Source organism: Acinetobacter sp. ESBL14 (assembly GCF_036668815.1).
In the GTDB taxonomy this organism is placed as follows: Bacteria; Pseudomonadota; Gammaproteobacteria; order Pseudomonadales; family Moraxellaceae; genus Acinetobacter; species Acinetobacter gyllenbergii.
This window is the reverse complement of the sequence record NZ_JAZEVS010000001.1, coordinates 541633-565516: the sequence shown is the minus strand read 5'-3', so window position 1 is coordinate 565516 and position 23884 is coordinate 541633. Positions and strand designations below refer to the sequence as shown.

Genomic DNA, 23884 nt, shown 5'->3' with positions numbered 1-23884 from the left:
TCCGCTCTCAATAACAATTCGTACTGTTTTCGGTATCTTTTCTCGTTATCTCTAGGTTGGCTGACTCCAGCTAAGCAATTTTTTACCTGTATTTTTCAAGTTAAATACAATTGAATTCGATCATACGCATAAGGCCAAAACAATACAATGAACTTATGAGGGCAACTCATCAGTCATAAAAAGGTACTTCAAAATTAAAGAGTGGCGATTTAAGCCACTCTTTTTCTACTCGAGAAAATATTGATTTATAATTCAATCATTAGAAGTTTGCTTCTGTTTATTTTTGAGACGCTCCTCCCAAAAAGTTGCATTGCGGATACCCAGTTTAACTGGATCAAATATAAACTCCTTAACACCCGCCTTTTGCTGCTCTTCATAATCTCGAAGTGCTTTAATGGTCGGTTTCCATACAAAATAGGTCACGATAATACCAATGATATTAATCCATGCCATCAGACCCACCCCAATATCACCGATCCCCCAAATATAACCTGTTGCGCTGAGTACGCCATAAGCCACAGAAATCATAATGAAGCATTTGGTGATAAATAAAAGAGATGGTGTTTTGGTGATATAGCTCAGATAAGTGATGTTTGTTTCAGCAATATAGTAATAGGCCACAATGGTGGTAAAGGCAAAGAAGAATACTGCCAAGGCAACAAAGATCTGACCAAAACCACCGAACACGGTGCTAACCGCCATTTGTGTAAATGCAGGTGAACCAATTTCAGTGGTAGCTGCTACATTTTGCACGATAAATTGCCCAGCTTCTAAAGTCCCCTGTACGTTATACATGCCCGTAATCAAAATCATAAAGGCTGTTGCAGAACATACAAATAGCGTATCGACATAAATGGAGAAAGCTTGCACAAAACCTTGCTGTGCTGGATGCTGAACTTCTGCGGCTGCAGCGGCATGCGGTCCAGTACCTTGTCCTGCTTCATTGGAGTAAACACCACGTTTTACCCCCCAACCAATTGCAGCGCCAATCCCTGCCATTGGCGAAAATGCATCTTCAAAGATGAGTTTGATCACGCCAGGTAATTCTTGGATATTCATCGCAACAATAATGACAGCCATCAAGATATAACCCAAGGCCATAAATGGAACAACTAGCTCTGCGAAGCGGGCAATACGTTTAATTCCACCAAAAATAATGATTGCCAATAAAGAGACAATCACAATCAACGCTAATAGTTTATACGTCCCAACATTGCCAAACACGATGGCGCCCTGACCAGTAATTTGGGTAAACGCATTACCCACCGCATTCGCTTGAATGCCAGGCAGGAATAAACCACAGGAGACAATTGCAGCAATTGCAAAGAGAATCCCTAACCAGCGCTGGCCTAAACCACGATCAAAATAAAATGCAGGCCCACCACGATATTCACCTTGGTATTCGACCTTATAAATTTGGCCGAGAGTGGATTCGACATACGCGGTACTTGCACCCAAAAATGCAACCAACCACATCCAAAATACAGCGCCTGGACCACCAAACCCAATTGCCGCCGCCACTCCCGCAATATTACCGACCCCGACACGTCCAGATAAGGACACTGACAGCGCTTGGAATGAGGAAATCCCTTGCGCGGAGGATGAACCATTAATTAACAGCTTTGCCATTTCCTTAATTTGGCGAACCTGCACAAACCGAGTTAAAATAGAAAAAAATAAACCAGCGCCTAGGCATAAATAGATCAGCGCTGGACTCCAGATAATTCCATTTACCCAATTTACAATTTCTGCTGCACTCATAGACATCAACCTTTATTATATATTTTGAAAAAATAGCCACTGCTAAATTTCCATTCGTCTGAGCATGAGCAATATCTATGCCATTCGATCAAAACCTCATGACAACAAATAAGCGAACACACCAACACCATCCATGGAAAAAGTGAATTGAACAAAAAAAGCGATTGCTAAAAACACACTGTCTACACCTTGTAAAAGTTGTATATCATGTTATTTTTCTGAGCACTTCCCTTTAACCAATCTGCGACGAAATCATGCCGTCTTCGTTTTGTTATTCCTTAAAGAACGATCAGCATTGTTAGAAATTTTCGTCCTGATTCTTTTTTATCTAATTTTAAGAAACTTTTCAATTTTATCTTATGGCAAAAATTAAAACTGTTTACCGATGTGAACAATGTGGTGCAGATCATCCCAAATGGACAGGTCAATGTACTGAATGTGGCGAATGGAATAGCCTGCTTGAGGTTCGAATTGAGCCAGCAGTAACACATCGCGGCCAAGCTAAAATAGGCGGCTATGCGGGGCAAGCAGCCAGTATTACTACGCTCAATCAAGTCACAGTCTCCAATGAAACCCGCGTTCCGACAGGAATTAGCGAATTTGATCGCGTGCTCGGTGGCGGTCTAGTCATTGGTTCGGTGGTGCTGATTGGCGGTGATCCCGGGATTGGTAAATCTACCATTCTGTTGCAAACCGCCACCCATATGGCCAGTAAAAAAAGTACGGCCCTTTATGTCACAGGTGAAGAATCACTTTCGCAAGTGGCTTTACGTGCCCAGCGTTTGGATCTACCGACAGACTCGCTCAAGGTGATGGCTGAAACCTGCGTCGAGCGTATCTGTGAAGTACTGGCACAAGAGCGTCCTGTCGTCGCAATCCTCGACTCGATTCAAACCCTCTATACCGAAACATTACAATCTGCCCCTGGGGGTGTTTCACAGATCCGTGAATCCGCAGCTTTGCTAACCCGTTTCGCCAAAAATAGCGGTACTGCTTTATTCATTGTCGGCCATGTGACCAAAGAAGGTTCACTTGCTGGTCCTCGTGTTCTAGAACATATGGTCGATTGTGTACTGTATTTTGAAGGCCAATCAGATTCACGTTATCGCATGATTCGTGCAGTAAAGAACCGTTTTGGTGCAGTCAATGAACTCGGTGTGTTTGGCATGACCGATAAAGGTTTGCGTGAGGTTGCCAATCCATCGGCGATTTTTCTGAGTCGTTATGATGAAGCGATTCCGGGTTCTATTGTAATGATTAGCCGTGAAGGGACACGCCCACTACTTGTTGAAGTACAGGCATTGGTTGATGATGCACATGGACAACCCCGTCGTGTGGCACTTGGTTTGGAACAAAACCGTTTGAATATGTTATTAGCAGTGATGCATAGACATGGTGGCGTACAAACCTCAGGACAAGATGTCTATGTCAATGTGGTTGGCGGGTTAAAAATTACCGAAACAGGTTCTGACCTAGCGGTACTACTGGCATGTGCTTCTAGTTTAAGGGGCAAAGCCCTGCCACAGCAATTGGCTGTGTTTGGTGAAGTCGGACTCTCTGGCGAAATTCGCCCTGTACCGAATGGTCAAGAACGACTGAAAGAAGCAGCAAAACATGGCTTTAAGTATGTGATCTTACCTCGAGGCAATGCACCACAGAAGTCAATTGATGGCGTACAAATCATTGCCGTGGCACGCTTACATGAAGCCCTGACCGAAGCTATGCAGTTGAGTGATGAGTTAGGCTAATGGCTTGACATAAAAAAACATACTTTTGTTATTGAAATTCCATCGAAATACATGCATAAATACATTTACAAATTGGATTTAAATAGGAATTTTCGATGCAAGTACACCAGCGTGGCTTGATGGCAGCTCTTTTAATGGCAACTTTGGTTGCTGCACCACTTGCGGAAGCAAAGCGTGCAGGTGGCGGTAAAAGCCACGGCATGAGCAGATCTAGTTCATCTAGCCAATCTTACCAACCATCACGCCAAGCAACTCCAGCACCTCAACAACAAACTGCGCCACAAAAATCTGGCCCAGGTGTTGGTACAATGGTTGCTGCGGGTGTCGCAGGTGCTGCAGTAGGTGCTGTTGCAGCGAATGCGTTGGCAGATGATAAACAACAGAACCCAACTGCAACTGAGCAACAAGCAACTCAACAAGCGCAACAACAGGAAGAAAAAGGTGGCATCCCTAGCTGGCTTTGGGTACTTCTTGCTGCTGCGATCGCCTTCTTTGTGTTCCGCAAATTAGGCGCAAAAAAAAAATTAGCAGCCAATAACCCATACGCTCCAAACAATGGCGGCCAAAATAATTTTGGTCGTCAAACCCCACCTCAACCGACTGCTCGCCAGACTGGCGACAACACCAATATTTTTGGTCAGTCAGTTGGTGGTGGTGCACCAACACAAGCACCGTTTGGTGGCGCGTCAATGAGTAGTGGCAACCAGTTACCAGATGGCACTGAACCTGCTGCATTCTTACGTATCGCGCGTCAACGCTTTAACCACATCCAGTCAGTGAACAGCGCAAGCAATATCGAAGAAATTCGCCGTTACTTAACACCTGAGCTCTATAGCTCAATGTACAGCGACATTATGTCGAACCAAGACCAAGACGTTGCTGAATTTAGCAACCTCAATGCAATGGTTGTGGAAAGTTCGACTGAAAATGGTCAATACATCGTGAGCGTACGCTTTACAGGTACTGTCAGTGAAGACTTAAATAGCTTACCGCAACCCTTTGCTGAAATCTGGCATTTTGTGAAGCCAGCTGGCTCACAGCAAGACTGGGTTGTTGCTGGTATTCAACAAGCTTAATCTGTTTTTATTGATGTCAAAAGAGCTGTTTCGACAGCTCTTTTTTTATTAGCTGAATATGATAGACACAAGAAATCAAAGCTAAAAAAAGCCACTCTCTATATCGGAGAATGGCGGAGTGTAAATAGAACAACGTTTTATGCTTATTATTACCGTGAAAACACAACCTAGCACGATCAGTCTATTGATACTAACGGATATAATTATAGAAAAACCATTCCTCTTTTGGGGAATAAACCCAATTTTATTAAGATCATTTATCCTAAGCGAGCACCTTATCTAGCCATTCAGCCATTCAGCCATTCAGCCATTCAGCCATTCAGCCATTCAGCCATTCAGCCATTCAGCCATTCAGCCATTCAGCCATTCAGCCATTCAGCCATTCAGGGCATCATAAATTGACAAAAGTATGCTCACCCACTTTAAAAAGACAACTCATAGCTAAAATCAGACAACCTTGAAGAAAAATGAAAGTCACAGAAATAAAAAAAGCTTTGCCGAAGCAAAGCTTTTAAATTCTGTTTTAAACTTAGAAATTCAAGATTAAGAAACGAATTGTAAGAACAACCAGTATAAGCCACCTGACAATGCAATCGTCGCGGGTAAGGTAAAGATCCACGCTGAAAGAATGGTTTTCACCGTTGCGAAATTCAGACCTGATCGATTCGCAACCATAGTACCTGCAACCGCACTGTTTAACACGTGTGTGGTTGATACAGGCATACCTAAGCCATCCGCCGCAGCAATGGTGCTCATTGCGACCAATTCAGCCGACATCCCCTGACCATAAGTCATATGGTTCTTACCAATACGCTCACCAACAGTCACTACAATACGCTTCCAACCCACCATTGTACCTAGACCAAGTGCCAGTGCTACCGCAACTTTCACCCAGTTCGGAATATATTGGAGGAATGAATCCAAGCTACTACGATATTCTTTAACCACTTTCGCTTGGTCTTTATCCATTTCTGGTAAAGCTTCCGCTTTGTCTAAACGTTTGAACGTTGTCGTACTTAAATACATGTCATTGCGGATTTCACTGACAGCAGCTTCAGGAATCGCTTTAAGATCGCCATAACCTGCAACACGTGTACCTAAATGAGCCGTCATACTTGCAAGTGCAGGTACAACTTCAGCAGTCTGCTCTTTGGTTTGAATATACTTGGTTAATACATCACGCGCTTTTTCATCTGTCAGCTCGTTTTGATTAACATTTAAAACCGTCGCAGTTTGTGAAGAAAGTTGTTCGAAAGACTGTAAATGCTGAGCATCCAAGTTTTTATTCAATGAATAAGCCAATGGAACCAAACCGATCAAGATCAACATGATCAAGCCCATGCCTTTTTGACCATCGTTTGAACCGTGCGCAAAACTTACACCTGTACAGGTAAAAATCAAGATAGCACGAATCAGTGGTGGTGGTGGCTTATTACCTTCTGGTGGCTGAAACAGCTCCATTTGGCGTTTAAAGACTTTCTTCACCAATAAGAATAGGATTGCTGCAAAGGCGAAACCAATCAATGGCGAGAACAATAAAGCCTTACCTACTTTAATCACCTGATCCATATCAATACCACTACTGGTCGCACCAGCAGACGCATTTAAAATATGGTTCATGATGCCCACACCCAAAATCGAACCGATTAAGGTATGTGAACTTGATGCAGGAATCCCCAAAAACCACGTTCCTAAATTCCATAGGATTGCCGCGATTAACAGTGCAAAAACCATCGCAAAGCCAGCACCACTGCCGACATTCATGATCATTTCTACTGGGAGTAATGCAATAATACCGTACGCTACTGCACCACTCGCCACCATAACCCCAAGGAAGTTACAGAAACCAGCCCACATTACTGCCGCTGGAGCAGGTAATGCATTGGTATAGATAACCGTCGCTACAGCGTTCGCCGTATCGTGAAAACCATTTACAAATTCAAAGCCTAAAGCAATGAAAAGTGCCGTCGATAAAAGAATAACTGAATATAAACTTAAAGGCGGTACATGTGCCAAGTCAGCACTAAGCTGAAAACCAATATAAATCAGTGTTGCAACAATAACAGTTAAGAACACCGGCATAAAGAATTTCGGTGTTGGTACATGTACATTCGTCGATTTTGCCTGAGAGCTGGCAAGCGGTGAATCCGAAACAGGAGGAAGATTAGAATTCATGTAGACGGTTAGAGGATAATAAAATCCCCTGTATTGTTTAATTAAATTATGACAATTATATGACAAAGGACTGTCACATAAAGCCAAAATTTCATGTTTTCATCACATTTTTTTGTATTTTCTTGCGATAAACCCGCCCTACTCTTTATTTTAATTAATAAAAAACAATGCATTATAAATTCAAAAACAGCGATAGAACTGTTTGTCTGATTTTGCAACAAATGCAAAGAAATATGAAATCAAACTGTCATATTTCGAACAAACTGTTTGCTTTTTAGGCATTATCTATCTCAATTGTGACAATTAAATGAAGCTTTTATGACATTTTAAAATGAACCAATGAATCATCACTGCTGACTGCTGAAAATACGCGCTTTTGCCTCGCTTCTGTTACAATGCCCCTGCTTTTTTATCTTCATCATCGACTGGGGTTTCTGAATGTCCACGCTTACCACCCTACAATCACTTCTTGCCCAACGTATCCTGATTATTGATGGTGCGATGGGAACCATGATTCAACGCCATAAATTAGAAGAAGAAGATTATCGTGGTGAACGTTTTGCAGATTGGGCATCAGACCTGAAAGGCAATAACGACTTATTGGTTTTAACCCAACCTCAGATTATTCAAGGTATCCATGAAGCCTACCTAGATGCAGGCGCGGACATTATTGAAACCAACAGCTTTAACGGCACCCGTGTTTCAATGTCGGATTACCACATGGAAGATCTTGTTCCAGAGATCAACCGTGAAGCGGCACGTTTAGCGCGTGCAGCCTGTGACAAATACTCGACCCCAGAGAAACCTCGTTTTGTTGCAGGCGTACTCGGCCCCACTTCACGTACTTGTTCGATCTCGCCGAATGTCAATGATCCAGCCTTTCGTAATATTACTTTTGATGAACTCAAAGAAAACTACATTGAAGCCGCTCATGCCTTGATTGAAGGCGGTGCTGACATTCTGTTGATCGAAACCGTATTCGATACTTTGAACTGTAAGGCTGCAATTTTTGCGGTGAAGGAAGTCTTCAAGCAACTTGGCCATGAACTGCCGTTGATGATTTCAGGCACCATTACCGATGCATCTGGCCGTACCTTAACAGGTCAAACCGCAGAAGCGTTCTGGAACTCGGTGCGTCATGGTGATTTACTCTCAATTGGTTTTAACTGTGCCTTGGGTGCAGATGCCATGCGTCCACATGTGAAAACGATTTCTGATGTTGCAGATACTTTTGTCTCTGCCCATCCAAACGCAGGTTTACCGAATGCCTTCGGCGAATATGATGAAACGCCTGAACAAACGGCAGCATTCATCAAAGAGTTTGCTGAAAGTGGTTTGATCAATATCACGGGCGGTTGCTGTGGTACTACACCCGACCATATTCGTGCCATTTACAATGCAGTCAAAGACATTCAGCCACGCCAAGTGCCTGAAACTGTTCCTGCTTGCCGTTTAAGTGGTTTAGAGCCATTTAACATTGATGAAAATTCATTATTCGTGAATGTTGGTGAACGTACCAACGTGACGGGTTCAAAAAAATTCTTACGTTTAATCCGTGAAGAGAACTTTGCCGAAGCTTTAGAAGTAGCTCAACAACAAGTTGAAGCTGGTGCACAGATTATCGACATCAACATGGATGAAGGCATGCTCGATTCGCAAAATGCGATGGTGCACTTCCTCAACCTTGTCGCATCTGAACCTGATATCTCACGTGTGCCGATCATGATTGACTCATCGAAATGGGAAATCATTGAAGCAGGCTTGAAATGTGTACAAGGTAAACCTGTTGTGAATTCGATTTCCTTGAAAGAAGGTTATGACGAGTTTGTCGAAAAAGCACGCCTATGCCGTCAGTACGGTGCTGCAATTATTGTGATGGCCTTTGATGAAACAGGTCAGGCCGATACCGCTGCACGGAAGCGTGAAATCTGTAAACGCTCTTATGATGTTTTGGTCAATGATGTCGGCTTCCCTGCTGAAGATATTATTTTTGACCCGAACGTATTTGCAGTGGCAACAGGGATTGAAGAACATAACAACTATGGCGTCGATTTTATTGAAGCCACAGGTTGGATTAAGCAGAACTTGCCGCATGCCATGATCTCAGGCGGTGTCTCTAACGTTTCGTTCTCTTTCCGTGGTAATGAACCTGTACGTGAAGCGATTCACTCGGTATTCCTTTACCATGCCATTAAACAAGGCATGACCATGGGGATCGTGAACGCGGGTCAAATGGCGATTTACGACGATATTCCAAAAGAACTAAAAGATGCGGTTGAAGATGTGGTTCTGAATCAGAACCAAGGTGAGTCTGGTCAAAACGCCACAGAGAAACTGCTTGAAGTGGCAGAAAAATTCCGTGGTCATACTGGTGCACAACGCGAAGCTGAAAACCTTGAATGGCGTAATGAATCGGTTGAAAAACGTCTTGAATATGCCTTAGTTAAAGGCATCACCACGTATATTGATGAAGATACCGAAGAAGCCCGTTTAAAAGCCAAACGCCCACTCGATGTGATTGAAGGCGCATTGATGGATGGTATGAACGTGGTTGGTGACCTGTTTGGTTCAGGTAAAATGTTCCTGCCACAAGTCGTGAAATCTGCACGTGTGATGAAACAAGCCGTGGCATGGCTGAACCCGTACATCGAAGCTGAAAAAACGGGTAGTCAGTCGAAAGGTAAAGTGTTGATGGCAACGGTAAAAGGTGATGTACATGATATTGGTAAAAATATCGTGGGCGTGGTCTTGGGTTGTAATGGTTATGACATCGTTGACCTTGGCGTGATGGTTCCTGCGGAAAAAATCCTGCAAACTGCGATTGATGAGAAATGCGACATCATCGGTTTGTCTGGTTTAATCACCCCATCTTTGGATGAAATGGTGTTTGTTGCCAAAGAAATGCAACGTAAAGGCTTTGACATTCCACTGTTGATTGGTGGTGCAACCACATCGAAAGCACATACCGCAGTGAAGATTGATCCACAGTATCAAAATGATGCTGTGATTTATGTGGCCGATGCTTCTCGTGCAGTGGGTGTGGCAACTACTCTGCTCTCGAAAGAAATGCGTGGCAATTTTATAGCAGAACATCGTGCTGAATATGCCAAGATTCGTGAACGCCTAGCCAATAAGCAACCGAAAGCAGCCAAACTCAGCTATGCCGAATCAATTGAAAATGGTTTCAAGGTGGATGATAACTATGTGCCACCGATTCCAAATCGTTTAGGTACGCAAGTGATTACCAATTACCCATTGGCGACCTTAGTTGAATATTTTGACTGGACACCATTCTTTATCTCTTGGAGCTTGGCGGGTAAATTCCCGAAAATCCTGACAGATGAAGTCGTGGGCGAAGCGGCAACTGATTTATATAACCAAGCACAAGAGATGCTGAAAGACATCATCGAGAATCATCGTTTTGATGCGCGTGCGGTGTTTGGTCTATACCCTGCACAACGTACAGCTTCGGATACCGTCAGCGTGTTTGATGAATCTGGTCAGAATGTTACGCATACCTTTGAGCATATTCGTCAGCAATCTGACAAAGTCACAGGCAAACCGAATTTATCTCTCGCGGACTTTATTAGCACTTCTAAAGAGAATACTGATTATTTGGGTGGTTTCACTGTATCGATCTTTGGTGCTGAAGAATTGGCAAATGAATATAAAGCCAAAGGTGATGATTATTCAGCAATCTTGGTTCAGTCTTTGGCTGATCGTTTTGCCGAAGCATTTGCCGAGCATTTGCATGAGCGTATTCGTAAAGAATTCTGGGGCTATAAAGCCGATGAGACTTTGGGCAATGAAGAATTGATCAAAGAGAAGTATGTTGGTATTCGTCCTGCACCAGGTTATCCTGCTTGCCCAGAGCATTCTGAAAAAGCAGTGTTATTTGACTGGTTAGGTTCAGAAGCGAAGATCGGTACCAAGTTGACTGAGCACTTTGCGATGATGCCACCTTCTTCTGTGAGTGGTTTCTATTATTCACATCCTGAAAGTGAATACTTTAACGTGGGCAAGATTTCTCAAGATCAGCTTGAGGATTATGCGAAACGTAAAGGCTGGACACTGGACGAAGCGAAGCGTTGGTTAGCACCGAATTTAGACGATTCGATTGGTTAATTGAATCCCCCTAAGTCCCCCTTTGGCAAAGGGGGACTTACACGTATCTAGTAAATTACGTGACAGCTCCTCCCTTTTCAAAGGGAGGTTGAGAGGGATTAAATCCAATCCGTTGATTCTGTCATTCTTGGATGGGATATATATTCAATCTCCGTTGTAATAACAATTGATTTAACCTGTGAAATACTTAATCCATACATTGTATCTTTATCCCAAGAAAAATACATATCGTTATTTCCTTCTGAAAAAGAGCTATCTATTCCATCATCTGTAACCTCAGGAAATAAAATAATATTATCAGCAGTAGGTAATTGAACTGATTTCAATAAAACCCCTTGTATCTGATTCTCAAACTTCACACGCAAGAACTCGAAAAAGTATTGGCTTATCAAATAATCAAATTTTCCACTTTCAAGTTTGGGTTTTGACACACTTGCTATAAGTTTTTTGAAAAATACATAAACATCCAATTTTTCCAAATATTTTTCATCTAAGTCATTAGGGCGTAAGCCCTCTGCTAATTTATTTAGATTTAACAATTTTAGCTCTACTCTGTTAGAGAATTGCGCAATACCTACATATTGCCCAACTAAAGCTCTAATTTCTGCTACACAAGCCATTTTTTCTGTAGACAAATAAAGAGCGGATATTCCAAGAGGTGTCATTCGTTGATCACTAGCTAAAGATGAAGGTACTAACCCAAATTTATCTCGAATATTTTTTGCACTATCTTCATTTTCTTGTTCATACTCAATCCTGATGTCATCTTTATTAATTTCTTTCATCAATAGCTGAAAACTATCAAAACTTCTGCCACGATATAAAATAGTGTTTGGCTTTATGATGGTTAAAAGTGATTGATTAATAATATTATCATCAAGTAAATATTCAAATGTATGATTTAAGAAATCCATCAGAGTTGAATTAAAGAATCTAAACTCATGTTTAAAGCCCTTTTGAATATGCTCCCATTCAAATTCTTTATTACAACCTTCATACTCTTCTAAAGAATCATCATAAAGTACTAAACAATCATTACCATACTTCTTTTCCCAATCGTCTGCTAATTTTTCTGCTAACTCTTCTTCTAAATTCAATGGCTCTATAAGAGCATAGAAATCATCCACCACCCCATCATCATCATGACCCTCATAAAACCAACCTGCTCTATAAGGCAGATTACTTAAAAGTTTATAATTATTAGATATCACATCGAATAATTTATTTTTGAAAACTTCATAATCTAAATGCTGAGTTTCACTCCGACACTCTTCACAAAATTGTCTTCCAAAATTTTCATTATTATATGTATAAGATGGTAATTTCTTTTCAATACACATTTTACAAAGCAGCATTTAGGCAACTCCTTTAATTTCCCTCATAAAGTAAATTCAATATATTACAAAAAATTATACTAATCTATTTTTATGAATAACTCCTCCCATCCTCCCTTTCGAAAAGTGAGAAGCTTCGTGAAGCAAAAAACACCGTCAAATTCATGACAAGTCCCCCCTTACCAAAGGTAAAAAATTACGTTTCGTAAGAGAGGGAATCCAATCTCTGTTTGGCAGTACAATAAATATGCTCTATAACCGCATCAATCTCAGTCTAAATCTGATGATTACTAAATCTTAAAATGATCAGCCCTAATTCACTTAAAGCATGATCACGATTTTGGTCAGCTCACAACCCTATTTCGGTGTAATGCTGCCCACCATCACATTCAATTACTAAACTTACTGCGGGACAATAGAAATCCACAATAAAGTTTAGAATCGGTTTTTATCGATAAAACTGTAATCCTAGTATCTGTTTACGTCTTATTCTTTGCCATAGCAGTTGCTCAGCATCTGTCATATTGCTTCTTAAATTTCGAGATGCTTGCTTTAGATTTTTATTATAAGGCTTCATCTAATCAATTCAACGTTAGAGTAAAATTAAGAAATAAAAGACAGCTAAATCTTTAGCTTACCAATCTTGTATACTTAATCTTCCAAAATTAACAATCATCAAAGAACAACTTATATTTTAGAAGTTTTCCATTTTTAAAAACAAATTCTATTGAATCATTTCCACTTTCAGCCAGCCCACTATAAACAACATTCTTATTTTCAGCGTCCATCCACAATTCATATTTTTTAAATTGTTGCATAAAACTCTTTTGATCTATCCCACTACGAATCTTTTGTCCATGAAACACTAGCGCATTGTTCTGACTAAAATAAACCTCTTTAATGACACCCGTGTCTAACAGTTTAAAACTGCCATAATCATATTCATCAGGGAAATAGCCACCGTTACATTCATCTGGTTTTCCTTTAACAACACTTTTCGGTTTACCCAATGAACGTATAGGCACCTCCCAATTATTGTACGTTTTACCCTGAATCACAGGTTGAACAAATGGAGCTGCAAAGAGTGGCTGTGAAACCATACTCATCAATGCTAAACCCAATATTTTATTTTTCATTTTAGATATTCTGCAAAAACTAATCGGCTCAGTATAAATAAAATTTGAAGTGAATACGCCCCACAAGCGACAATTCAACCAACAATATTATTTAATACGATGTTTAAACCTTACATCGGAAAAACATCGCACTAATTTAGAACCTATATCATTTCAATATAGGCTCTCTACGCCTATAACTCTTTATGCTTTTCAATCAAATCCTCAAGATTCTGATAAACATGCAACACCCGATCTTTATGCGTTCGTGCATGATCCAAACGCTGCTCAGGATCAACTAACAGCAAACTATGGCCATCATCAATCAAGCGATCAATCCCTTCCAGAAACATCCGTTTCCCGACCTCATGAATCAAGGAAATCTGAGTTAAATCAATCACAATAGAACTTTTATCGACAGGCTCACATTGCAAGATCCGTAATAACATTTCCGCTTCAGTAAATTTCAATACACCGCGAAGCACATACACACTTAAAGAAGCATCTTTACCAGTGCGATAATGGCTCTGCACAATCGTTTGCGCAGACGGCGTGCCTTCCATCAAATGTAAGCCCATGTCACGAGAGAGTCGCTCCAAGATATCTATGCCGCGTACACTATTACCATGTTCATCAAGCCGAGGAGAAAAGGCCGCAATACTGACCTGACCTGGCAGCACGCCCAAGATTCCACCTGCGACACCACTTTTGGCAGGAATACCCACCGTTGTGAGCCAATCCCCCGCAGCATCATACATACCACAACTCATCATCACACTCAGGACTTGGCGTACCACGGCACGATTCAATAAGCGTTTTCCAGTTTTAGGATCAACCCCGCCATTGGCAAAAACACTGCCCATCCGCACCAGATCTTTGACCGTCACCAAGATCGCGCACTGGCGAATATAGCCATTCACAATCTCTTCAGGATCGGATTCCAAAATCCCCACGGTTCTTAACATATAACCAATCGAGAGATTACGATAAGCCGTTTTTACCTCAGATTCATATACCGCATGATCAAATTGCAGCTCACGTCCTGCCAGTTCACTCATAAATCGACGTAAAATTTCTGCGCCTGATACACCTTCTTTGGCAGGTATTAATGAATGTGTAGTAATTGCACCTGAGTTAATCATCGGATTTTTAGGACGGCGATCTTTACCCAGTGAAATTTCATTAAAGGCCTCGCCCGAAGGTTCAACCCCAACTTTCTCTAATACAGCATCAATGCCAAGCTGTTGCAGCACATAAGCATACGTGAATGGTTTAGACATGGATTGAATGGTGAATTCAATCTCATCATCCCCAACGGAATAGATTTCACCGTCGACGGTCGATAAAGCCAGCGCCAAACGATCGGGGTTGGCATTGGCTAACTCAGGAATATAATCTGCGAGATGCCCACTGTTATCGATATCGCAGGCATCAATCACATGCGCCAAATAATCAGGAAGTGGAGTTTTCATGGTCATCTAGCCTTTAAATGTTTCAAGTTTTAATTTAGATTCACTCTTATAGTACAGAGGACTGATCATATTAAAATTATAGCTTTTGTAATGATTTTATGTGCTTACATACACAACTAGCTCAAACGTTCTACAAATAATATTCCATCCAAATGATCCACCTCATGCTGAACAATTCGCGCAGGAAATCCCTCAAAAGCTGTTTCAACCACTTCACCCTGTAAAGTGTAATAACGTACTTTGATTGCTTGCGCTCGTTCCACCTGCCCACGTTCATCTGGCACACTTAAACAACCTTCCTCACCCAAACAAGATTCTTGAGAAAACGCCAAAATCTCAGGATTAACCATCACCACCGCATCCATTTCAGGTGCATCGGGATAACGCGGATTGGGACGAGATGCCACAATAATTAATCGCTTAGAAATATAAACTTGTGGTGCCGCAATCCCAACCCCATTCCGCTCCAGCATAGTCGCATGCATCGCAGATGCCAGTTGCAATAACCACTCACTGTTAAATTCCCCGTTCGCGACAGCAGCCGCTTTAATTTTTAAAACTTCTTCACCACGTTGTGCTACTGGTAGAATTACACTCATCCCACGCCCTTATAATTGTTTTGACCAAATAGTGAATATTATCGTATTGGATATTTTATCGCGTTACCATAATTTTCATTTAAGAATCTTGTCATAATATATTCGCGATAAAAATAACGCATGGCAAAGCACATGAATGCAACCCAACTATTTCTAGGTGTCATCTTTAGCTCAATTGGCTTAGGCTATTTTATGTATGGCAAAAAGCAAAAAATGACCGTGCCTATGGTCTGTGGTTTGGTCTTGATGCTCTTCACCTACTTTATTGATAGCACCACCATGATCAGTATCATTGGCGTGGCGCTTTCGATTGTTCCCTATTTCCTGCGCTTCTAAATAAAAAAACTCCCCAACTGGAGAGCTTTCTTTCCTGCAAAAATTAAAGGTGTTTCTTTAATTCATCGGCCACGATCTCGATTTCAAGCGTGCTGAATTTACGGATTTCACCTTCTGCATGCTTCTCTAGCATACCGCCAATCAAAGGTACTTTAACTTTCACTGTCCATGTTAAAGAGATATTCACCTTCTCACTATCACCCGTAACACTGCGCTCGCCCTTTGCTTCCAAAGGCAGGTTTGCACCCAATTCAACTGTCGAGGTTAAGTTTTTCAAATGGGTAATATCAGCACGTTTTAAGCGGAACGCATTTTTTAATAATTTTTTCGCCACTTCTGGAATATTGACATCCAGATTATATTCACGGCGTAGCGTATAAATATCACCATTAATATTCGATTCGATAATTTCCAAGTTCTCACCCGGAATACGTTTACATACTGCTTCATGCAATGAAGTATCCGCCACCAGTCTTGAAAAGTCCTCAATTGAAACACCATGAATTGTTTCATTAACCGTAAATTGATGTGCCATTTTTAAATGTCCATTTCGTTTTATTAGGATTTCATCATTGTGCAAAAGTATAGCATTCTCATTTAGATCACAAAATCTGATCAGATAAAAAAGGATGACTGCTTGGATTAGTTATTTTTATTGTAATGATGCCGTATGCCTAATTTGACCGTGACCCGTTCCATACGGCTGATATATAGATAATGATCCCCATATTCAATCACCGCATAAAACTGCTCTGCACCATCATCCAAACCTGTGGCTGACCACGTGGTGCCTTGCGGAAACTCATCTAACCATGCCGCTTTGTAGAAATCTGAAACCGAATCAAAATCCAAATAAAACGCTGGATCAGCCATAATTTTGGCTGCCATCTGGTCAAATTTTTGTTGTTTAAACGCCTCTAAACTCAATAACACAAAGCTTCCTTCTGATTTAAATCGTGCTTGAATTGCATGGTTAACTCTCAGCTTTATCTTCCACTGAATTACAAAAATACAGTGATTTTCTTATGCTGCTATTTTGCTGCGGAATATGCTGTTTTTCTACATTATTTTCAGTTTTATCATATATTTTTAAGCCGTTCTGATTTGCTAGTGCAGGCTCAATATGTTATCACCTTGTTATGTTTTCTATTTTTACAACGATAAACGATAAGGAGTAAATATGTCTTACCAAAATATTTTAGTTCCTGTTGATGACTCTCCAATTTCCTATGCCGCAGTCGAACATGCGCTTTCTTTAGCAAAACTCTCTGGGGCAAAAGTCACTATCCTGAGTGTGGTTGCTGTTGACCCATTTGTCGGTGTGGATTTTTATCAGGTTGCCCCTGCAGTGACCGATTATTTTATGCAAGCCGAGGCACAAGCCAAAACACAACTACAAGACATTTCTCAATCCTTTGTCCGTGATGGCATTCAGGTGAATACCAAAATTCATCATGGCACAGCCAGTGAAGGCATTATCTTTGTTGCCGATGAAATCGGAGCTGATCTGATTATTATGGGTTCACATGGCCGCACAGGGGTAAAACGTTTATTGCTGGGTAGCGTGGCCCGTGCCGTTTTAACCGAATCACACATTCCCGTACTGATTGTGAAGCAATAACGCTTTGCTTGAAGTGAAAAAACCTTGTGTCTCGGCACAAGGTTTTTTATTGTCTCAAAGTTAGGGATTTGACCGCTCCGCCCCCCATATTGATCATTTTCAACCCTATTCCAGCCCTGTAAAAGATGTTTCACTCAAACCTAGGCATTGTATTCACTTTCCAATGAAAGCGAGAAGATGACCGTCAATAAAAACAGCATGTTTAAGAATAAGACACAGTTTTACAAGGATGATCAATATGAAACTCAATCCAATGGTGATTGCCCTCTGTGGGATGTGCATCAGTACATTAAACCACGCTGCGGCACTGGATCAATCGGGACAATCCATTCTCCCTTTTCTAGAAAATGGCAATTATGTCGAGGTCAATGCCACAGCTGTTGATGCTGATATTTCAGGAAAAATTCGTAATCGTCCAGAACTGGTCAATGATCCGCAAAATCTTAACTCAGGCAATATGGGCAATAGCTTTCAATATTATAGTGCCGCACTCAAACTCCAACTGACTGATCGAATCAGCTTTGGTCTGCTCTATGACCAGCCTTTTGGTGCCGATATTACTTATCCAATGCAATCGAATAATACCTTTTCGGATAATGAATTTACTCAACAAGGCACATCGGTCAATGTTGATACCGAAAGTATTAGCATGATTTTGGGTGTCAGTCCTGTTAGCAATTTTCAACTCTATGGCGGTGCTGTCTATCAATCGGTGAAAGGTGATGTTGCGCTACGTGGTAATTCATATAGTGAAGCCTTTAATGGCTATGATGCCAAATTTAAACAGGATCATGCGGTCGGTTGGTTGGCTGGCCTGAGCTATCAAATCCCAGATATTGCCTTAAAAGCCGCGGTCACCTACCGCTCCAAGATTGACCACGATATGCAGGTGACTGAGACCATGTTCGGTCAGCCTTTGCAAGTCACTACGCCAAGTAAAACCAGAATTTCGACACCACAATCAGTGAATATTGATTTTCAAACAGGGGTATATAAAGACACCCTGCTCTATACCAATCTACGTTGGGTCAACTGGAAAGATTTCCATATCCGCCCTACTCAGTTTGGCGCAGTTACGGAGTATCTAACAGGTTTGATCAGCGAAGGAAGCTATACGGGTGGTTTTGATTTAGACAGCTATCAAAATGATCAATGGACGGTCAATGTCGGACTGGGCCATCAGTTTACTGAAAAATGGAGTGCATCGACTGAAGTCAGTTGGGACTCTGGTACAGGCGACCCTGCATCCACATTGAATCCAACCAAAGGGTCTTGGGGTATTGGTCTAGGCGCTCAGTTTAATCCTGCCCCAAACTACTTTATTGCCGCTGGGGTTAAATACTTCTGGTTAGGTGATGCAGTTGCCGAAGATGGTACCTATTACATTCCTGTGCCAGGGATTAAACCCATTGCTGAACAGGCCGATTTTAAAGATAACAGTGCCATCGCTTATGGTTTTAAAATGGGCTATCGTTTTTAAAGCATAGCTTCAATCAAATATTCAGCCATGTAAGAACATACACTGTTCCCACATGGCTATCTCCTAGTACCAAATACATGGATTAGATTAGAATCTCAAAGCATTATTTTAATAATGAATGTCATCTCTCGGAAAAATCCAATGAAAAAAATCGCTCTTGTCTTTTCAATATTTATATCTAGCTTCGTTTTTCCTTTTACCACTTATGCCAATCCGACTGATCCCAAAGAAAGTATGGATATTTTTATGGGCACCTTAACGATAAAGGATAACAAAGCCATTTTGACACGATGCGATATTGCACAGAATGAATATGTGTTGAAAGATGCAGACTGGTCGAATGAAAAGGCGGTATCAAGTTTTCTCTCCAAAGCCACGATACTCAAACAGCCGATTTATGCAGAAGTAATTGCAGCATATAAAAATGAAAAAGATATTAACATCCTCTTGGTTGATTCCATTGACAATCTGACTGAAGCAAAAAGCTGCCATTTGAGTGATTTATTTTAAGGCTCAAAATACGCAGCAGACTTTTAGCTCGAATATTGGTAATCGCAATACTGTTATTCACTAAAGGTTTGCCATGTCTCAAAAGCATGTTTGCGATACAGCTTTAACTCAGAGAACTGAGGGATAATCGCTTCACTTTGTGTAGGTCTTAAAAATACAAAATCATCGACCTGAATATCACAATCCTTAGGTACATTGACCAACTCCTGATTACTGCTGCGCCCGTACAATGCGTGGGTATGCGCTTGATCAGGATAGACATAATTAGCCAGCCAATAGCCACCATAAATAAACAACGCCTTACATTTATGTGGCAATTTATCCAATAAAGACATTGAAGGAAGCTGGGTAAATGGCAATATTTTTAATACAGGTGCAGCAATCCAGAATGCTGGCTGTAATGCCCTTAAAAAATCACTGTCAAAATCACTTGGTTTTAATAGCATTGAACCAAAAGACAAGTCATTGCAGACACTTTCAGTGGTATGTAAGCTAAAGGTTGGACTGCCGCCCCCATTAAAACAAAGCTCATCCCTCCACAGCGTTGGGAACTGCTGTTTAATTAGCTTTTGGTAATCGGCATAGGTCTGCTGCGAGCTTTGATAAGCCAATTCAGGCTTTTTGATGATGGCTGGAATTTTAGTGACATGTGCATCATAGCCCATCAAACCAGAAAGCTTTAAATACTGCGGATACTGTTGAATCAACTTTAATATTTCGACCATTTGAGCTGCCGATTGCACGCCACCACGGTGTAAACCCACATCAATTTCAATGTTCACCTTTAGACGGAGCGAATAGGTCTGGGCAATCTCGATATATTGTTGCAAGCGTTGCTTGCTATCAATCAGCCACTGAATGTTGGCATTTGACCATTCCGCATGCTGATCAAAAAATTGATGGACTGCTTGAGCGGGCATCGGCTTACCCAATAAGATATCGGCTTCAGCAAAATTTTCTAAGATTGAAATAATATGTGGTTGATGGAATACCATAAAACGTTGAGTATTGATCTGCTCAGATAACAATTTGAGTAAGTCTAGGCTCGCTAATGACTTCACCACCAAGCGCGCTTGTAAATGTTTGGCATGAGCAAGACGAATCTGAACATGCTGGATATTTTGTTTTAAAGCCGCTGCATCAATAATGAGTTGCGGAGTCGCAATCCCCTGTTTTTTTAGATCGAGATTGAGTTGTTTAAAATAATGATCCAACATGGCTATACCTTTTTTATTTAATCGTGATCCTAAAAAAACCATCTTATACGAGGGAATGTCATCTACAACCTGAGCAAGCCAAAGCGACTAAAGCTTTGGCAAAACGCAAGAGTTTAAATACATCTTATGCTTCTTAGGATGAAACCAAAGTAAATCTAGCTGAAAGCTTCACCCTTAATTGGATGGGAATTCGATATGATTCCGTTAAGTACTTTCAACTCATAAAAATTCGATTTAACCTAAAAACAGCTTTTCCAGATAGGGATTTAAAAACTTAGCTTCTGGGTCAAGCTGCTGACGCAAAGCCATAAAATCATCCCACTTGGGATATAAAGTCCGAAGCTGTGTTTTGTTCATTTGATGCATTTTACCCCAATGCGGACGCCCTTGATATTTTTGCAAGATTGGCTCAACCACATCAAAAATCAAACGCGGGTCTTGCTTATGATATTGATGCACCGAGATCGAAATGGAATCCTGCTGATAAAACGGACTGAGCCAAATATCATCCCCTTTGACAAAGCGAAATTCGAGCGGAAAAAAAGTGGCCACTTTATACGTTCTTAAGGCATGCAACACTTCATCCAAACACTCTATTCCGCGATCAACAGGAATCTGATACTCCATTTCATTGAACTTGGTATTACGCGGTGTTGGAAATATCTTGCTCGACCAATCGACATAGGTGGTTGGTTTAACAAAAATGCCGAGTAGCTTCTGTAAATAAGGATTCAACGAAGGAAAATTTTTGGTCAGCTCTGAACAAAAGGTCAGTAAGGTATCATCCGATGGAAAATTTTCCTTACGAGGCAAAACCGCTTCATCGGTCTCATTCAAAGTTTTCAGCATCAACTGCTTTTCATGGGAAAACACAAAGCATTCGACATGCCGATGCTGATGCTTCCATTGCTGAATGTGTTGCATCATGTCTTCAACAGGACAAAGTTCAATATGTTCTTTGAGTTTATAGCGCGGACGATTTTGCATAGTGATTTGGGTCAAGATGCCTAAGCTACCCAAAGAGACTCGCCCTGCGGCAAAGATTTCAGGATGCTCTGTGCGACTGCATTTTAGGATTTCACCCGAAGTCGTCAATAGCTCAAAAGCTTCAACATAGGCTGAAATACAATGTAAATCTGCACCTGTGCCATGTGTGCCTGTAGAGACTGCACCCGCCAGACTTTGCTGATCAATATCTCCTTGATTCATTAAAGCCTGATTGATGGATTGTTGCTGTAAATGTTGGTCTAGGTCATATAAGCGTGTGCCTGCATAAATACTGCTCTGACATCGGTCAAGATCAGTCGATGCAATTCCTGCAATATGATCCAAAGACAATAAGGTTGCATCGGTACACACCAACGGCGTAAAAGAATGCCCAGCACCGACTACCCGTATTTTTTTCTGCGCCTGAACAATCGACTGTAGTTCTTGAATATTGGCAGGTTGCAAAATCTGTTGCGGCATAGATTTTTGAAAACCAGACCAGTTTGACCAAATGCCTTGTGTTAAATCACTCATACTGCCTCTCCTTGGCTAACGGCAGTTTTTAAATTGCCATGATTAGTGCGTTTTGCGAGTTCCTGCGTTGGAATATGCGGTGGTCGTGTCATTTCATCGTAATGACGTTTATCTTTTTCTAACAATAATTGTTCTGCTAAGCCTCGGAACTTGCTCTGACAGGCTGCCAATGTCCATTGACCAAATAAGGTATGCCCACCTTCATACGCCTGCACTTGGTATTCTTCATAGGTGGTGACATAACCCATATAATCATTGCAGTATGATGCTAACCAAACTCTTTCAATCGAAGCCTGTGCGGCAAGTTTCTGTTTAACCGTATCAACCACACGCTGCCCAGCAATAGTTGTAAATTCACCAGGACAACAGACCAACGCTAACGATCCTAATCGTACAATCTGTAAGGGAACCACACTTGGGACTAAAGGACTGTGTTGAATCGCCCCTGCTTTCACTTGTCGGTTCATTTCTGCAATCAGCGGATCAAGAATACTTGGCGGAAAACCAATCGGTTGACCTAGAATCTTTTTGGTGCCTGCTTCCAGTAAAATCCGTTTCGGCCCTTGAGATGCATACAGCTGCTGATATGCTACAAAGTCTGCTGCTTTGGAATGTTTGATTTTTTGTTTGCGAAATTGATCGGCTAAAAATTGCATCCCCATCATTAAGGGTTTAGGCGCACCTAGACCATCGACAGGCGTACCTGCAAAAAATGCGGTGCCATGACAAGGCTGGCTGGTCTTTGCATGCTTTTGACCATCTGCAAATGCATCGGGAATCTCAATATTGCTCAGATCCACATAGGACAAAACAGCATCGATCTTGCCTTCAACTTTTTGCAAATTTTTAGCAATATTCCCCTGTAAGCTAGTTAAAGCCAATTCACTCTGATAACGCCCATTTTGTTGCGCATATTGATACTCCTGCTCACCTTTAATTTGATTGCGAATCTTGAGCTGATCTTTACCATGGAAATGCGGTGATACATCCCCAGCGGTTGCTTGGGCAAAAATCGTGACTGGATTATCAACTCCTTGCTCAATTAAAGCCTGCTCAGAAAATGCAGCTGCATAACCCTTGTTATCGCCATCATAGGCGTTTAAGGAATTTCCCAAACAAGTCGCATGTACCCCAAATAATGAAATAAAGGACTGCAATTTTTGTTCACGATAAAAACCAAGCAATTGCATTTCACGATTCAAAGCCAAATGCGTTTCGGCATCAGTGCGTGGCAAAACCTCTGGATTACGATTATAGGCTTTGATCGAACGATTCCACGCCACAGCGGTATGTTCTGGAAAATGTTGCGTGCCCAAGAGAATCTCGGTGTCTTGTTCAGACGCAATCGCATTTTGAATACTCAGTACAATCGCATCGACAATTGCACTGAGATGCTCAGGCACAAAACCGGGTGTTGGCATATTATATAAAGCTTCATAACCGCAACCACCAGGCCCAGAGTGGGTATGGGTTGCCATTAACACCAGTTGATTTTCATCAAATGGCGTACCTATGATTTGCGTGAGTCGCGCTACCGTTTGGCTGCGCATGGAATGGGTAATACAACCTAAATCAAGACAACAAAGCAGCAGTCGATGATCGGATGAATCGACAATACTCACGCTACGTGCAAATAAAGCTGTGCGCTGTTCATAGGCCCGATGTGACCATTGCCCATAACCAAACATGGCATAGCCTTTCGGTGTAACTTTGATTTGTTGTTTATCCCAGCCCACTTGATACATTGGCGCGTCCCTTTCTCAGTTCTTTTTCTAACTGTGTTAAAGCCTGTTG

The 23884-nt window shown here is 41.4% G+C and carries 18 protein-coding genes and 1 pseudogene; 7 read left to right on the top strand and 12 right to left on the bottom strand.

From position 1 onward, the window contains the following. Positions 1 to 252: 252 nt before the first annotated feature. The gene (locus tag V6E90_RS02695; protein WP_332604449.1) at positions 253 to 1761 is read right to left on the bottom strand and encodes an alanine/glycine:cation symporter family protein; all 1509 of its coding nucleotides are present in this window, start codon (positions 1759 to 1761) and stop codon (positions 253 to 255) included. Positions 1762 to 2120: 359 nt separating this feature from the next. Here V6E90_RS02695 and radA point away from each other — a divergent pair, with 359 nt between their 5' ends. Together radA and V6E90_RS02685 are read left to right on the top strand one after the other, a co-directional pair. After that, positions 2121 to 3509: a DNA repair protein RadA gene (gene radA, locus V6E90_RS02690; RefSeq protein ID WP_004654686.1), complete on the top strand. Its 1389-nt coding sequence runs from the start codon at positions 2121 to 2123 to the stop codon at positions 3507 to 3509. Positions 3510 to 3604: 95 nt separating this feature from the next. Beyond that, complete coding sequence (locus tag V6E90_RS02685; protein ID WP_016540839.1) at positions 3605 to 4585, top strand: Tim44 domain-containing protein; 981 nt, start codon at positions 3605 to 3607, stop codon at positions 4583 to 4585. Between the two features lie 543 nt (positions 4586 to 5128). On the opposite strand, the gene V6E90_RS02680 is transcribed toward V6E90_RS02685, so the two are convergent. Continuing rightward, positions 5129 to 6760: an inorganic phosphate transporter gene (locus tag V6E90_RS02680; protein ID WP_065342475.1), complete on the bottom strand. Its 1632-nt coding sequence runs from the start codon at positions 6758 to 6760 to the stop codon at positions 5129 to 5131. A gap of 438 nt (positions 6761 to 7198) precedes the next feature. On the opposite strand from V6E90_RS02680, the gene metH reads away from it, so the two are divergent. Continuing rightward, a complete protein-coding gene (metH, locus tag V6E90_RS02675; protein WP_332604448.1) occupies positions 7199 to 10885 on the top strand; it encodes a methionine synthase in 3687 nt (1228 codons plus the stop codon). A 98-nt stretch (positions 10886 to 10983) separates the two neighbouring features. Here metH and V6E90_RS02670 read toward each other — a convergent pair whose 3' ends face one another. The 5 genes and pseudogenes from V6E90_RS02670 to def all read right to left on the bottom strand — a co-directional run bounded on the left by V6E90_RS02670 (position 10984) and on the right by def (position 15405). After that, positions 10984 to 12240, bottom strand: coding sequence for an RES domain-containing protein (locus tag V6E90_RS02670; protein WP_332604447.1), 1257 nt, complete (start codon positions 12238 to 12240; stop codon positions 10984 to 10986). A 175-nt stretch (positions 12241 to 12415) separates the two neighbouring features. Beyond that, positions 12416 to 12796 (bottom strand): annotated as a pseudogene (locus tag V6E90_RS02665) (endonuclease domain-containing protein). Between the two features lie 88 nt (positions 12797 to 12884). Next, positions 12885 to 13355 carry a hypothetical protein gene (locus V6E90_RS02660; RefSeq protein ID WP_065342478.1) on the bottom strand — a complete coding sequence of 157 codons (471 nt, stop codon included), beginning with the start codon at positions 13353 to 13355 and terminating at the stop codon, positions 12885 to 12887. A 173-nt stretch (positions 13356 to 13528) separates the two neighbouring features. Then, a complete protein-coding gene (locus V6E90_RS02655; protein ID WP_332604446.1) occupies positions 13529 to 14806 on the bottom strand; it encodes a glutaminase in 1278 nt (425 codons plus the stop codon). Between the two features lie 116 nt (positions 14807 to 14922). Beyond that, entirely contained in the window at positions 14923 to 15405 is a 483-nt protein-coding gene (def, locus tag V6E90_RS02650) for a peptide deformylase (protein WP_070074659.1), read from the bottom strand. Positions 15406 to 15537: 132 nt separating this feature from the next. Between def and V6E90_RS02645 the strand changes: the two genes are divergently transcribed. Continuing rightward, positions 15538 to 15741, top strand: coding sequence for an amino acid transport protein (locus V6E90_RS02645; RefSeq protein WP_070074658.1), 204 nt, complete (start codon positions 15538 to 15540; stop codon positions 15739 to 15741). A gap of 43 nt (positions 15742 to 15784) precedes the next feature. Here the strand turns inward: V6E90_RS02645 and V6E90_RS02640 are convergent, their stop codons facing one another. Together V6E90_RS02640 and V6E90_RS02635 are read right to left on the bottom strand one after the other, a co-directional pair. Further along, positions 15785 to 16276 (bottom strand): DUF2505 family protein, encoded by a 492-nt coding sequence (locus V6E90_RS02640; protein WP_016541745.1) that lies wholly within the window; start codon positions 16274 to 16276, stop codon positions 15785 to 15787. Between the two features lie 107 nt (positions 16277 to 16383). After that, positions 16384 to 16674 carry a hypothetical protein gene (locus tag V6E90_RS02635; protein ID WP_070074657.1) on the bottom strand — a complete coding sequence of 97 codons (291 nt, stop codon included), beginning with the start codon at positions 16672 to 16674 and terminating at the stop codon, positions 16384 to 16386. A 247-nt stretch (positions 16675 to 16921) separates the two neighbouring features. On the opposite strand from V6E90_RS02635, the gene V6E90_RS02630 reads away from it, so the two are divergent. The 3 genes from V6E90_RS02630 to V6E90_RS02620 all read left to right on the top strand — a co-directional run bounded on the left by V6E90_RS02630 (position 16922) and on the right by V6E90_RS02620 (position 19352). Then, complete coding sequence (locus tag V6E90_RS02630; RefSeq protein WP_016541747.1) at positions 16922 to 17362, top strand: universal stress protein; 441 nt, start codon at positions 16922 to 16924, stop codon at positions 17360 to 17362. Between the two features lie 238 nt (positions 17363 to 17600). Then, on the top strand, positions 17601 to 18842 hold the full coding sequence (locus tag V6E90_RS02625) for an OmpP1/FadL family transporter (protein WP_332604445.1): 1242 nt from the start codon (positions 17601 to 17603) through the stop codon (positions 18840 to 18842). A gap of 141 nt (positions 18843 to 18983) precedes the next feature. After that, entirely contained in the window at positions 18984 to 19352 is a 369-nt protein-coding gene (locus V6E90_RS02620) for a hypothetical protein (RefSeq protein WP_016660415.1), read from the top strand. Positions 19353 to 19405: 53 nt separating this feature from the next. Here the strand turns inward: V6E90_RS02620 and V6E90_RS02615 are convergent, their stop codons facing one another. From V6E90_RS02615 to V6E90_RS02605, 3 genes are all read right to left on the bottom strand, one after another. After that, positions 19406 to 20569 carry an alanine racemase gene (locus V6E90_RS02615; RefSeq protein ID WP_332604444.1) on the bottom strand — a complete coding sequence of 388 codons (1164 nt, stop codon included), beginning with the start codon at positions 20567 to 20569 and terminating at the stop codon, positions 19406 to 19408. Between the two features lie 234 nt (positions 20570 to 20803). Continuing rightward, complete coding sequence (locus V6E90_RS02610; protein ID WP_332604443.1) at positions 20804 to 22090, bottom strand: D-arabinono-1,4-lactone oxidase; 1287 nt, start codon at positions 22088 to 22090, stop codon at positions 20804 to 20806. Beyond that, positions 22087 to 23835: a neutral/alkaline non-lysosomal ceramidase N-terminal domain-containing protein gene (locus V6E90_RS02605; RefSeq protein ID WP_332604442.1), complete on the bottom strand. Its 1749-nt coding sequence runs from the start codon at positions 23833 to 23835 to the stop codon at positions 22087 to 22089. Before V6E90_RS02605 ends, V6E90_RS02610 begins: the two co-directional genes overlap by 4 nt. Positions 23836 to 23884: the final 49 nt, after the last annotated feature.